Source organism: Sphingopyxis witflariensis, from assembly GCF_002205635.1.
GTDB classification, from domain to species: Bacteria; Pseudomonadota; Alphaproteobacteria; order Sphingomonadales; family Sphingomonadaceae; genus Sphingopyxis; species Sphingopyxis witflariensis.
In genome coordinates this window covers 194,136-206,047 of the sequence record NZ_NISJ01000003.1, presented here as the reverse complement: position 1 = coordinate 206,047, position 11,912 = coordinate 194,136, and the positions used below count along the sequence as shown (strand labels likewise).

Genomic DNA, 11,912 nt, shown 5'->3' with positions numbered 1-11,912 from the left:
CTCTCTCGAACGAACGGAGAACAACAGAGGTTGGCACCTGCGTCAAGCTTGTTTTGGCACTCTGCTGCCGAGAGTGCCAAACGCTCTGTCGGTATGACATGTTGCGATCGCGCAGATCATGTCGTTAGCGCCCGTCAGCTTTTGAAGAGCGCGGTAGGACATGCAAACAGCAAAATATTATAGGTGGTATCCAAGGCTTCCCCAATGAACTCGTGGTGCTCGCCATTCAGGTCGGTAAGCCGGATAGTGGTTGGCCTTGTCGCCTTGCCAAATGGAACGAGCGGCCAAAGCGGATGGGTCTTCGTTATCGTAGGTAGCTGTGGTCGCCCAAATTGTTGCTCAAAGGAAAGAGAGGTTTCGATCCGGCGAATCTCCGCGCTCAAACCATTTATCGGGCATACGGCAGGTTTCTCGATAGCCATCGCGATGCAAACATGGCGATGCGTCCGCGCATATTCGCGCAAACCCGCATATAATGAGACTTTGAAACCGCGCTGCATCTTCTTGGCCGACGAGAAGGAGAGCGGAAGATCCGCCGCTCTCTCGGCGTAAGCATTGCCGTTGAAGATCGCGAACCGAGCAAAATTGTTCGCTTCTCGCTCGAACTTGTCCGCGATTGAGGGATCTAGCTCTTCTTGGCTGTCTTCAAAAAATCGAAAGATTTTGCGTTGATGGGGGAGCTCGAAATGGCCGGTTTCATGCAGCTTCAAAAACCGCTGGCGCGATTCCAACACAGTATCGTCGATGTGGATGACCTCTTCGTGAGCATCCAGAATGCCCAGAACTTTTCCGATGGCCTGTTTGACGAGATTCGCAGCCTGCTTGCCTTTTGCTATGGCGTAAGCGGCAATGGCGCGAGGGTCGAAAATGCTTGTCGGTGCAACCTTAAGATTGGCCGCGCTCAGCAAATCGTCGATCGGGACCGGGACAACGCCCCAAGCATCGGCCCGTTGAAGAAGCATCTTCGCGCGGCTCTCGACAAACTCCCTTTCGGCGTGGCTCAGCGAGCTGTCGTCTTTCCGCACTACCTACTTCTTCTCGCTTCGCATGAATTTGAGAAAGCGAAGTAGCTCGGCTTCCTCGTCCGAAGATAAATCAATCTCGGCAAAGGTCGCTGCTCTGCCGTGACGCTTCGGTGCGTCAGAAGATTGTTGCGGCGTCAAATACCCGGCGCGTTCCATCAGACCGATATAGTCGATATCATAAGTCGCCGAAAGAGCATGAAGCACGTTGGGAGACGGCTGCTTCACCTTGTCGTTTTCAAGCTGGCTTAGATACGCGTTGGATACCTCCTTGCCGGTCATTTCTTCGACCTGTCGCAAAGAGAATCCACGATCGGATCGCACAGCCGCCAGGTAGCCGCCTAGCGTCGACGCATGCTTATTACCGTCGACCACGATTAATCCAAACTGCCCTGTTGCATCGACGAATTCTAACGGTTTTTGCTTGATAGAGCAAGCGCGCTTGATTGATGCTTGACATATCAAGCGCGCGTTGCAAATAAAGCGTCACGGCTCGTCGATTCCCGATCGGTCGGAAGGAAAGGAGGTAAATGAAAATGGCAGGCAACAAGGAAGTGACGAGCGCAAAGGCAGCATCGGCGGCGGCGAAGGTTCTCAGCGATCCCAAGTCGAGTCCGGCGGCCAAGAGCGCGGCCGCATCGGCGCTGACTCAGCGACCGAACCGCGGAAAGTAGCGAACTAGGGAGGAGCCGGACTTAGTCCGGCTCTTTTCCGATATAAGGGATCGAAATTATGCGCATTCAAGGAGCCGTGATTCGCGAGCAGGGGCAGTCCTTTGCAATCGTCATCGTCAAACCTCATATCGTCCAGAGCACGAGCGCAGCCGCAGCCGCCATTCGTAGCTTCATCCCGGTATTTGGTGTTCCCGTCGTATTGATGGCGCAGGACGGGCGCGGGCGACCCACCTATTATGGGCGTCCGGACATCGCCCGCTTTCTGACATCAGTGCCGCTTCGAAATATCCCTTGGCGGGAGTATGCCGTCAACTAATCCGTCCTAGTGCGACCCAATTGCGATGCGGGTCGCTTGCTAATGGCTGAGCTACGTTTCGTTCGAAAACCGTCGGCCAATCGGCTTAATGGACGAATAGGTTGGCCGGTCACGCCCCGTTCACGAGAATTGGGGCGGTCAGATCATATTTACTCGCGATCTGCCGCTGGCTTTCGCGGTCGATGAATTCGCAATTGTTCGGATTGTCGAGGCTGGCGATTTCGGTGCGGCGCGACTTTGCCAAGTCCATCGCGCTGCTCACCAGCGCATCGAAAGCCAGTTGGGCCGTCAGTACTGGGGGCGACGATTTCGCCGCCGGAAAGATATTGCCATCGGCGGTGTGGAGCGCAATTTCGCTGGAAAATTGCGGCCGATGATCGGTGATGCGGGCATCACCTATGTCGCCATTTTCAAATGTGATACGAAATTCTTGGATGGGGGTCATGATCGTCCTTTCGGCATTGAAATTCTGCTGGCTATGGGCCGCGACAGGGCTCGCAGGCTAGCTAAGCTTTGCTAAGGCGTGCTCGATGTTTCGGATCTGGGTGCGTAGGTGTTTGATGGAATCGGCCTGCACGCTACGAAGCGCATAATAGGCCTTGAAGACCGCACTGCCTTTGGCCGATGCCTCCTTTGAGGCGGCTTCGGCGTTAGCGAGGATCTCAGCCCATTCGACATCATCATACGCATGGTCGTCACCATATTGATCGTTGAAATCGACCCATTCGATCATGGCGAGGGTTCTCTCAAGCTCATCGAGGGCGGCCTTCAGCGCCGACTTGGCTTCCTCGACTTTCCCGCTTTCGGTTCCGGCCAAAGTCACCAAATACCAGCCCAGAACATTTGAGATCTGCCTGCCCAGATGATGTGCCGTCTGACCGTCGATTTTTTCTGATTCACCGTTGAAATCATACAACGCTTGATTCATCTCGCGTTGTGGTTTGATAAAATCGTCTTGAACCTTATCGGATCGCTGCAAGGCCTCGCCAAGAAGCTTCTGAAGCGTCTCAAGATGGGCGATCTGCGTCTGGGTATTAGTGGCAATCACCTGCGCCCAAACCGGCTTCACCGCGATCCTCGCCGCGACGATAGCCAGCGCCCCGGCTAAGATATTCTGATAGCGATCGACGTTGTCGGCGAGCCATGCGCCGGCATTCGGCAGCCAGGTCCAGTCTATACTCATCAACGCGCCCTCCCGCGGCGTGACGCCGGCACCGAACAGCTTGTACGGAACGTCGAAGCCTTCGCCATCCCGCTTCCGGTTTAGATCGAGGGCCGTCAAGCCGGCAAAATATCCCAAATGGCATGCTCGCGCATTCGCGCATGACGCGCGCGAGCGATTAGAATCCTGGACCAGAGGTGTTTGCCGTCTTGATTGCCTATAAGCGCTGAACGTCGGCTTATCTCCATTGTCACTCGGAAGCGGTCAGCCAGCAAACGGCCAATTGCCGTTAAACAAAAGGTTCGAACTGGTATCGAACGGACCGGAAAAAAGACGCCCGCCCGATCGAAACCGTGCGGGCGTCAGATGAAGATCTCTGATTTCCTGAAAGGAAGAGCTCTCCTGGGTCGCACGGCGCGGATAGGCGAGGCCGGGAAGCGAGGGCGTGCCAAAAAGGTCGGCTTGGGGCGCGGGCCGGGGTGCCCGCGCGGCTGCGCCGCGCGTCATAGCGGGAGCGCGGTTTGCGCCCGCAGCGGTTCGACGAAAAGCGTGTGGCGCGGCGGTTCCTCGAACAGCACCTCGTTCGGCAGTGTCCCGTCGAGCCAGTGCATGACGTTGCGCCGTTCGATGATCACGCCGTGGCGTGACTGATAGGGAATGACGTCGGCGCCGGCGGGGATGGTGAGGATGCGGTACGACAGCGGCCAGTCGGCGAGCGGCGGGTCCCAGACCGCCGCGAGATAAAAGAAATTGCCGCTGTCCAGCGTGACACGGTAGCGATGGTCGCCCGTTCCCATGCGGAACTCGGACGCCGGGATCAGGCAGCGCCGTTTGGGGAAGGCACGGCCTTCGGAGCGCACGAAGCGAAAATTGATGCCGTCCGAGAACCGCGGATCGGAACCCCATACCGCTTTGACCATTTCGACTTCGCCCATATTGTCGGGGTCGCGGCGCACGAGCGCCGTCACGCCGCCGCTCGGGGCATCGGGATCAAAAGGGGTTGGCGCGATGGTCACATGTGGAACATAATAGGAACGAAGATGAGTCGCAAGAGCCAGGGGGCAAATGCGAATGTGCAATGACTACAGGCTGGAAGTCGACATCGCCTCGATCGCCGAGGATTTCGACGACCTAAAGATCAAGATCGAGATGCCCGAGGGCGCGCCGAACGTGCCCGCGCGCGAAGACGTCCGCATCACCGACATGGGGCCGATTGTGAAGGCGAGCGACGGCTCGGCGATGGGTGAGCTCGTCAACCGGCGCTGGAGCTGGCCGGGACAGGGCGGGAAGCCGGTCTATAATGTCCGCTCGGAGGGCCGCGATCTTGGCTCCCAGCGCTGCCTTGTCCTATGCGACGGCTTCTACGAATTCACCGATCCGACCGACAAGACGCAAAAGCGGCTCGATAAATGGCTGTTCACGATGAAAGATCATCGCTGGTTCTGCATGGCGGGCATCTGGCGTGACGCCCACGTCGGCGAGGCCTTTAGCCTGCTCACCATGGACGCGGGGCCGGACATTGCACCTTATCATCATCGCCAGATCATCCCGCTGCCGCGCGATCAATGGGCCGCTTGGCTCGACCCGCGCGTTCCCGCCACCGATGTCCTCAAATGGCTGCCCGAGGGCAGCCTTGAGGTCACGCAGGTCTACGGCAAGCCGCCGGCGCAGGGCGCGCTGGCGCTATGAGCGAAGCACAGGGGCTGGAGCGGTTCGTCGTGGCGCAGGAGCAGATTTACGCCCGCGCGCTCGAAGAAATTCGGCGCGGCAAGAAGCGATCGCATTGGATGTGGTTCATCTTCCCGCAGCTCGCGGGGCTTGGGCGAAGCGCAATGGCGCAGCGCTATGCGATTGCCGATGAAGCCGAGGCACGCGCCTATCTGGCGCATCCGCTTCTTGGCGCGCGCTATGTCGAATGCGTGTCGGGGCTCCAGGATCTGATCGGCAGTGACGCGGTGGCGGTGTTCGGCGATGTCGATGCCGTAAAGCTCCGATCGTCGTTGACGCTGTTCGAAACGGCTGGCGCGGGCGCGCTCGTCGGGGCAGCGCTCGACCGCTGGTTCGGCGGACAGCGCGACGAGCGCACGGCTGAGCTTCTGGGTCTTACCATCGCTCATCCCGCCGAACCGCGCGGTGACTCTGACAATGAGGCCGAGCAAGATTAGCGATCGATGTCGGCGCAATTGCCGGCCGGCATCAGGCGCCGGATTTGGCGATTTTCGGCGTCAGGATCAATGTGCGGTCCTCGACGCGCCACGACTGAAGTTCCGAGAGGAAATTCATGCCTAGGACGTCGGTGTCGCCAAGCCCGGGCGAGATCACGACGTTGAGCTTTCGCGCCTCAATGCCGCCAATCTCCAGCCGGTCGAGCGTTCCTGCGTCGGCGCGAACCGTGCCGTTCGCGGTCTTCATGAGCAAGGGCACGAGCGTTGCATCGGCATCGACGCCTGCGGCCCGTGCCGTCGCGGTCGAAAGGGCGGTGACCGTCGCACCGCTGTCGACAAGCATGCGCCGCTCGATGCCGTTGAGGCGGACCGTCGCCCAGAAATGCCCGTCGCGGGCCATCGGGATGCGGACCTCCTCGCCCACGACCTCTTGCCGGTCGAGACCGAGGCTCGCGGTGATTCGCGACAGATTGGGATCGAAGGGTGCCTGCTGGAGAATGAGGAAGATGCCGAAGGCGAGCAGCGCGAAGGAGAAGAGCCCGCGAATGACCCGTCCGACATAGGGAATCTTGAACAGCAACATCAGGATCAGCGCCGCGCCGACGGCGTAGATCGCAAGCTGGGTCCAGGGCAGGTCGGTGGTGAGCGGCATATTATTAGCGCGCTTTTACAGGCGCGAAGGTGACGCGCCAGTGAATGATCCACAGCAAGGGAACGCGGACCGCTTGACGCACGTTCGTTCCGGGTGGAACATATAGCGAACATCTGAGTCGATGACCATCATGACCGCACCGCCTTTTTCACCGCCCCGGCCGAGCGCCGAGGAGCTTCAAGCGCTTCGCGAAACCGTGGCGCGCGTCGCCGCGGCGCGCGGACCGGTGCTGCCGTTCGGCGTGGGACCGATCGATCATCTGTTGAACGCCGGCGGGCTCGACGGCGCGGGACTGCACGAGGTCGCGGCGGCCTCGGCAAGCTGGAGCGACGATGCAGCGACAACGCTTTTCGCGGCGGGGATCGCCGCGCGCTTCGCGGCGGCGCCCGAAGTGTCAGCCTTGTGGGCCCTGACGCGTTTCGACCTTTACGCTCCGGGACTCGAGCAGGCCGGGCTCGGCCCCGAACGCGTGCTCTATGCGCAAGGCAAGAACGACCGCGAGTTGCTGGCCCTGTGCGAAGACGCGCTGCGAGATGGCTCGCTCGCATGCGTTGTCGCCGAGGTGAAGGCGGCCGATCAAACCGCTACACGGCGGCTCCAGCTCGCTGCCTCCGAAGGGGGCACTCCAATGCTGCTCTACCGCCGCTACCGCCGTTACGGCCAATGTCCGCTCACCGATTTGTCGCTGGCCTGCACGCGCTGGCGGATCGGCAGTCTCGCTTCGACCCCGCTGTCGATGCCCGGGGTGGGGCGCGGGCGATGGTCGGTCGAACTTGTGCGCCAGCGCGGCGGGCCGCCTTTCTCCCTCGAACTGGAGGCGTGCGATGACCAGGGTCGCCTCGCTCTTCCTGCCGCAACTCGCGATCGAGCGGTTGCGACGGGCAGCGCCGATCTCGCGCTCGGGCACGCCGCCTGAACCCGCGCGGCTCGGCCCGCGCCTTCCCGAACCCGTCGACGACAATCCGGGCGCCTGCTCGGTGCCGCGCGGCGGCGGCTGGCGTCCGGGTGCTCGTTGGGCGCGGGACACGGCTTCGGCCGCGCCGAACCGCGACCTTGTCGACGCGCGTCCGGCGCACCAGCAACCGACCATGCGCGAACTGGGGCGGCGCAGCGAGGCGGCCGCGCCTGTCTTTCGGTTATCGCGGGCGGATGATGGATGCCCGTCGCCCGGCGCGTCCATCGCGCCGCCACCGCTGCCCCTGTGGGGCGCCCGCCCGACCATCCTCGTGGCTCGGACGGGTCAGCGTGATGTCGTGACCGCGGCCTGTCCACTCGCACTCGATCTCGGACTCGCGCCCGGCATGGCCGCGGCGCATGCACGCGCGCTCGTTACCGATCTCGATGTGTACGAGGCTGCGCCCGAGGCGGATCGGGCGTGGCTGGATCGGCTCGCCTTGCATGCGGTGCGCCACTGGACACCGACTGCCGCCGTGTCGGGCAGCGACGGGCTATGGCTTGATCTGACCGGCACGACGCATCTCTTTGGCGGCGAGGCGCGCTTCGCCGCGCGGCTTCTATCCTTCGTTCGGCGTCTCGGTTTCACCGCGTGCGTCGCGATCGCTGGCACGCCCGGCGCCGCGCACGCGCTCGCGCGCTTTGGCGGCGCGGCGACCTTGGTCTTGCCGGAAGGGCGGGAGGGGGAGGCGCTGGCCGGGCTGCCGCTTCGCGCGCTCCGGCTCGCGCCCGAGGCGCTGGCGTCGGCGGCGCGTTTCGGAATCGAGCGGATCGCTGACCTTTACCCGATGCCGCGCGGGCCGCTCGCGCGGCGCCTCGGGCGCGGCGCGGTCGAGCGGCTCGACCAGGCGCGCGGCTTTCTGCCTGAGCCGATCGTGCCCGTCGTCCCTTTCGAAATGCCGTGCGCCGAGCGCCGGCTTCTCGAACCGATCGCCACCGCCGAGGCGATCGAACAGGTAATTTCGGATCTCGTCGCCGATCTCGTCGCCGACCTCCGGGAGCGCGGGCTCGGCCTTCGCGCGGCGGTTCTCCGCTGCGAGCGTGTCGATGCGCGCGAGCAGCTCGTCACGGTCGGCACCGCGCGCGCGACCCGCGACGCGAAGCATCTCGTGCGCCTCTTCAGGCTGCGTATCGACCGGATCGAGCCTGGGCTCGGGATCGAGGCGATGGCGCTTGCCGCGCCGCAGGTCGAACCCCTCGGCGCCGAGGTGATCGGCACGGGGTTCGATAGCGGACCGCGCGCCCCCGATCTTGCGCCGCTCGTCGATCAGCTCGCGGGGCGCGCTGGAGAGGGCGCGCTGTTCCGCCTCGAGGGCCGCGAAAGCGATGTGCCCGAACGCGCGATCGGCCGTACCGGCCCGCTCGCCCAGCCTTCCGGCTGGCCGGCTTGGCCGCGGCCGATCCGCATGCTCGCGCGGCCCGAAGCCCTGTCGGGCGTCGTCGCGCTGCTTCCCGACCATCCGCCGCGCCGCTTTGCGTGGCGCGGACGGTCCTACCGCGTCGTCGCAGGCGATGGACCCGAGCGCATTCATGGCGAGTGGTGGCGAACGACCCGCGAAATGTGGGCGGTGCGCGATTATTTTCGCGTCGAGGCGGAGACTGGCGAGCGTTTCTGGCTGTTCCGCCGCGGCGATGCGATCGAAGACCGCACCGGCGATTTGAGCTGGTATATGCACGGCGTCTTCGGATGATCGCTCCCGTCACGACCTATGTCGAACTCCAGGTGACCAGCCATTTCTCCTTCCTGCGCGGCGCGTCAGCGCCCGAGGAGTTGTTCGCGGCCGCCGCGCTCCTCGGCCATTCGGCCCTCGGGCTTTGCGATCGCGGCAGCGTCGCGGGGATGGTGCGCGGGCTGTCGGGGCAGGAAACGACCGGGGTCCGCCTGATCCCCGGCTCGCGCATTGACCTCCGCGATGGCCGATCGCTCCTGCTCTACCCCAAGGACCGTGCGGCATGGTCGCGGCTCACCCGCCTGCTGTCGCTCGGCAAGGCGCGGGGGGGCAAGGGGAATTGCTGGCTCGACTGGCCCGATGTCGTGGCGTGGGCAGACGGGCTGGTCGCTGTCCTCCTGCCCGACGCCGCCGATGAGAGGACGCGCATCGACCTTGGCGAGCTGCGGGAGACCTTTGGCCGCGACGCCTATCTCGCACTGTCGCTGCGCCGTCGGCCTGGTGATTTCGCGCGGCTGCGCGCGCTCGACGCGCTGGGTCGCAGCGTGGGCGTGCGCTGCGTGGCGATGGGCGACATCCTCTATCACGCCCCCGAGCGCCGCCCGCTGCAGGATGTGCTGACCGCGATCCGCGAGAAAACGACCGTCGACGCGCTCGGCTTCAAACGCGAGCGCTTCATGGATCGCGCATTGAAGTCTCCTGCCGAAATGGAACGGCGCTACGCGCTTTTCCCCGACGCGATCCAGGCAACCGCCGACATCGCGTCGGTCTGCTGCTTCGACCTCGGCGAGATCCGTTATCAATATCCCTATGAGGAGGTGATGGCCGGGCGGACGGCTCAGGAGGCGCTTGCAGCGCTTACCGAGGAAGGCGCGGTGCGCATGTTTCCCGGCGGCGTACCGCCTGCCTACCGGAAACAGATTGATCATGAGCTCCGCTTGATCGGAGAATTGAATTACGCGCCCTATTTTTTGACGGTCAATTCGATCGTCGCCGAGAGCCGGCGGCGCGGCATTCTGTGCCAGGGGCGCGGGTCCGCGGCGAACAGCTGCGTCTGCTTCCTGCTCGGTGTGACCTCGATCGACCCGATCAAGCACGAGTTGCTCTTCGAGCGCTTCGTGTCGGGCGAGCGCAAGGAGCCGCCCGATATCGACGTCGATTTTGAGCATGAACGGCGCGAAGAAATCATCCAGTGGATCTACGAGACCTATGGGCGGCATCGGTCGGCACTCACCGCGGTGGTGACGCGTTATCGCACCCGCGGGGCGGTCGCCGAGGTGGGGAAGGCGCTCGGCCTGCCGCGCGACCTCACCAAGATGCTCACCGGCCTCGTCTGGGGCTGGTCGGTCGACGGCATCCCCGACGAGCAGATCGCGAGCCTCAACCTCAACGCCGACGATCATCGGCTGCGGCTGACGCTCGATCTCGCGCAGCAGCTCATCGGGACGCCGCGGCATTTGTCGCAGCATCCCGGCGGTTTCGTGCTGACGCAGGAGCGGCTCGACGACCTCGTGCCAATCGAGCCTGCGCGGATGGAAGACCGGCAGATCATCGAATGGGACAAGGACGATATCGACGTCCTCAAATTCATGAAGGTCGATGTGCTCGGCCTCGGCATGCTCGGCTGCATGAACCGGGCTTTCAATCTGCTTGCCGAGCATAAGGGGATTTCGGTCGGCATGGCTGACCTGCAGGACGATGATCCGGCAGTCTATGGCATGATCCAGAAGGCCGACACCTTGGGCGTCTTCCAGATCGAAAGCCGGGCGCAAATGTCGATGCTGCCGCGGATCAAGCCGAAGTGCTTCTACGATCTGGTGATCGAGGTCGCGATCGTGCGGCCCGGCCCGATCCAGGGCGATATGGTGCATCCCTATCTTCGCCGCCGCGAGGGCAAGGAGAAGCCCGAATATCCCAAGCCCGAGCTCCGCGCCGTGCTCGAGAAGACGCTCGGGGTGCCGCTCTTCCAGGAGCAGGCGATGAAGGTCGCGATCGTTGGCGCGGGATTTACGCCCGCCGAGGCTGACCAGCTCCGCCGCGCGATGGCGACCTTCAAGCTCACCGGCGGTGTCAGCCATTTCTACGACAAGCTCGTGGGCGGCATGGTCGAGCGCGGCTATCCCAAGGATTTCGCCGAACGGACCTTCAAGCAGATCGAGGGGTTCGGCAGCTACGGCTTTCCCGAAAGCCATGCCGCGAGCTTCGCCAAGATTGCTTATGCTTCATGCTGGATGAAGCATCATCATCCCGACGTCTTCTGCGCTGCGTTGCTGAACGCGCAGCCGATGGGCTTTTATGCGCCCGCGCAGATCGTCAGCGATGCGCGCAAGCATGGCGTCGAAGTGCGCCCTGTCTCGATCAACGACAGCCATTGGGATTGCACGCTGGAGGAAGGGAAGGGTCCTTATCTCGCGGTTCGTCTCGGCTTCCGCCAGGTGCGCAGCCTCGCCAATGTCCATGGCGCCGCCATCGTCGGCGCGCGCGGCGATATGCCTTTCGATTGCATCGAAGATGTGTGGCGGCGCGCCGGGGTCCCGCGCGCCGCAATCGAACGGATCGCCGAAGCCGATGGCTTCGCCTGCCTTGCCGAGGACCGGCGGCAGGGCTTGTGGAAGGTGCGGGGTCTTGGCGAGGCGCCGCTCCCCTTGTTCGCGGCGGCAGACGCTCGCGAGTCCAGTTTCTCGCCCGAGGGGCTCGAACCCGCGACCTCGCTTCGGCCAATGACCGAGGGGCGCGAGGTGGTGGAGGATTATCGCACGCTGCAGCTGTCGCTGCGCGCGCATCCGCTTAGTTTCTTGCGGGATGAGCTTGATACGATGGGTATCGTGCGCTGCGCGGATCTCGGACAGATCCGCGACGGGCGCAACATCGAGGTCGCCGGCGTTATCCTCGTGCGGCAGCGGCCCGGCTCCGCGAAGGGGGTGCTCTTCGTCACGATCGAGGACGAGACGGGGATCGCCAACGGCATCCTGTGGCCCGATCGCTTCGATATCTACCGGCGCCAAGTCATGTCGGCCTCTATGATCGCGATGCGCGGTCGGCTTCAGAAGGAAGGCGAGGTCATTCACATCATCTGCGACCGGATCGTCGATCATGACGCGATGTTGCGCTCTATCGCGCAGGGTAATGTCTCCATTGCGCCTGGACGCGGGGATGGGGCGCGGAACGGAGGCGGACCGGACTCCCGCGACGCGCCGCTGCGCATCCGGAGCCATGACTTTCACTGACAGCCATTGCTCTCCTGGCTCGTCGAACCTTTCCCTCATTGGCTGCCTGATTGCGGGCCTCGGCTCGCCT

The 11,912-nt window shown here is 63.3% G+C and carries 13 protein-coding genes; 7 read left to right on the top strand and 6 right to left on the bottom strand.

The window, feature by feature from the left end; genetic code table 11:
- Positions 1 to 134 precede the first annotated feature (134 nt).
- Together CDQ91_RS07505 and CDQ91_RS07500 are read right to left on the bottom strand one after the other, a co-directional pair.
- The gene (locus CDQ91_RS07505; RefSeq protein ID WP_201791872.1) at positions 135 to 1,025 is read right to left on the bottom strand and encodes an ImmA/IrrE family metallo-endopeptidase; all 891 of its coding nucleotides are present in this window, start codon (positions 1,023 to 1,025) and stop codon (positions 135 to 137) included.
- A gap of 3 nt (positions 1,026 to 1,028) precedes the next feature.
- Positions 1,029 to 1,397 carry a helix-turn-helix domain-containing protein gene (locus tag CDQ91_RS07500; protein ID WP_088472304.1) on the bottom strand — a complete coding sequence of 123 codons (369 nt, stop codon included), beginning with the start codon at positions 1,395 to 1,397 and terminating at the stop codon, positions 1,029 to 1,031.
- Positions 1,398 to 1,558: 161 nt separating this feature from the next.
- On the opposite strand from CDQ91_RS07500, the gene CDQ91_RS21460 reads away from it, so the two are divergent.
- Both CDQ91_RS21460 and CDQ91_RS07495 read left to right on the top strand, forming a co-directional pair.
- Complete coding sequence (locus CDQ91_RS21460) at positions 1,559 to 1,696, top strand: hypothetical protein (protein WP_164499238.1); 138 nt, start codon at positions 1,559 to 1,561, stop codon at positions 1,694 to 1,696.
- 58 nt (positions 1,697 to 1,754) lie between these two features.
- A complete protein-coding gene (locus CDQ91_RS07495; protein WP_088472111.1) occupies positions 1,755 to 2,012 on the top strand; it encodes a hypothetical protein in 258 nt (85 codons plus the stop codon).
- Between the two features lie 109 nt (positions 2,013 to 2,121).
- Here CDQ91_RS07495 and CDQ91_RS07490 read toward each other — a convergent pair whose 3' ends face one another.
- The 3 genes from CDQ91_RS07490 to CDQ91_RS07475 form a co-directional block, all read right to left on the bottom strand.
- Positions 2,122 to 2,457, bottom strand: coding sequence for a hypothetical protein (locus CDQ91_RS07490; RefSeq protein ID WP_088472110.1), 336 nt, complete (start codon positions 2,455 to 2,457; stop codon positions 2,122 to 2,124).
- 57 nt (positions 2,458 to 2,514) lie between these two features.
- Positions 2,515 to 3,294: a hypothetical protein gene (locus tag CDQ91_RS07485; protein WP_144036717.1), complete on the bottom strand. Its 780-nt coding sequence runs from the start codon at positions 3,292 to 3,294 to the stop codon at positions 2,515 to 2,517.
- A 383-nt stretch (positions 3,295 to 3,677) separates the two neighbouring features.
- Entirely contained in the window at positions 3,678 to 4,190 is a 513-nt protein-coding gene (locus CDQ91_RS07475; RefSeq protein WP_237245873.1) for an SOS response-associated peptidase family protein, read from the bottom strand.
- Between the two features lie 55 nt (positions 4,191 to 4,245).
- On the opposite strand from CDQ91_RS07475, the gene CDQ91_RS07470 reads away from it, so the two are divergent.
- Together CDQ91_RS07470 and CDQ91_RS07465 are read left to right on the top strand one after the other, a co-directional pair.
- Entirely contained in the window at positions 4,246 to 4,863 is a 618-nt protein-coding gene (locus CDQ91_RS07470) for an SOS response-associated peptidase (RefSeq protein ID WP_088472107.1), read from the top strand.
- Complete coding sequence (locus tag CDQ91_RS07465; RefSeq protein WP_088472106.1) at positions 4,860 to 5,339, top strand: DUF1810 domain-containing protein; 480 nt, start codon at positions 4,860 to 4,862, stop codon at positions 5,337 to 5,339. The genes CDQ91_RS07470 and CDQ91_RS07465 overlap by 4 nt, the downstream gene beginning before the upstream one ends.
- A gap of 31 nt (positions 5,340 to 5,370) precedes the next feature.
- Here the strand turns inward: CDQ91_RS07465 and CDQ91_RS07460 are convergent, their stop codons facing one another.
- Positions 5,371 to 5,991, bottom strand: a complete 621-nt coding sequence (locus CDQ91_RS07460; protein ID WP_088472105.1) for a retropepsin-like aspartic protease family protein — start codon at positions 5,989 to 5,991, stop codon at positions 5,371 to 5,373.
- A 130-nt stretch (positions 5,992 to 6,121) separates the two neighbouring features.
- Here CDQ91_RS07460 and CDQ91_RS07455 point away from each other — a divergent pair, with 130 nt between their 5' ends.
- From CDQ91_RS07455 to CDQ91_RS07445, 3 genes are read left to right on the top strand one after another with little or no spacing between them, the layout of a single operon-like run.
- Positions 6,122 to 6,907: an ImuA family protein gene (locus CDQ91_RS07455; protein WP_088472302.1), complete on the top strand. Its 786-nt coding sequence runs from the start codon at positions 6,122 to 6,124 to the stop codon at positions 6,905 to 6,907.
- Positions 6,816 to 8,636, top strand: coding sequence for a DUF6504 family protein (locus CDQ91_RS07450; protein ID WP_088472104.1), 1,821 nt, complete (start codon positions 6,816 to 6,818; stop codon positions 8,634 to 8,636). The genes CDQ91_RS07455 and CDQ91_RS07450 overlap by 92 nt, the downstream gene beginning before the upstream one ends.
- On the top strand, positions 8,633 to 11,842 hold the full coding sequence (locus CDQ91_RS07445) for an error-prone DNA polymerase (protein WP_088472103.1): 3,210 nt from the start codon (positions 8,633 to 8,635) through the stop codon (positions 11,840 to 11,842). Before CDQ91_RS07450 ends, CDQ91_RS07445 begins: the two co-directional genes overlap by 4 nt.
- Positions 11,843 to 11,912: the final 70 nt, after the last annotated feature.

Excerpts from the sequence above, each read along its gene's own strand:
- CDQ91_RS07465 (WP_088472106.1), top strand. The coding sequence starts at position 4,860 with ATGAGCGAAGCACAGGGGCTGGAGCGGTTCGTCGTGGCGCAGGAGCAG.
- CDQ91_RS07460 (WP_088472105.1), bottom strand. The coding sequence starts at position 5,991 with ATGCCGCTCACCACCGACCTGCCCTGGACCCAGCTTGCGATCTACGCC.
- CDQ91_RS07450 (WP_088472104.1), top strand. The coding sequence starts at position 6,816 with ATGACCAGGGTCGCCTCGCTCTTCCTGCCGCAACTCGCGATCGAGCGG.
- CDQ91_RS21460 (WP_164499238.1), top strand. The coding sequence starts at position 1,559 with ATGGCAGGCAACAAGGAAGTGACGAGCGCAAAGGCAGCATCGGCGGCG.
- CDQ91_RS07470 (WP_088472107.1), top strand. The coding sequence starts at position 4,246 with ATGTGCAATGACTACAGGCTGGAAGTCGACATCGCCTCGATCGCCGAG.
- CDQ91_RS07445 (WP_088472103.1), top strand. The coding sequence starts at position 8,633 with ATGATCGCTCCCGTCACGACCTATGTCGAACTCCAGGTGACCAGCCAT.
- CDQ91_RS07490 (WP_088472110.1), bottom strand. The coding sequence starts at position 2,457 with ATGACCCCCATCCAAGAATTTCGTATCACATTTGAAAATGGCGACATA.
- CDQ91_RS07455 (WP_088472302.1), top strand. The coding sequence starts at position 6,122 with ATGACCGCACCGCCTTTTTCACCGCCCCGGCCGAGCGCCGAGGAGCTT.
- CDQ91_RS07495 (WP_088472111.1), top strand. The coding sequence starts at position 1,755 with ATGCGCATTCAAGGAGCCGTGATTCGCGAGCAGGGGCAGTCCTTTGCA.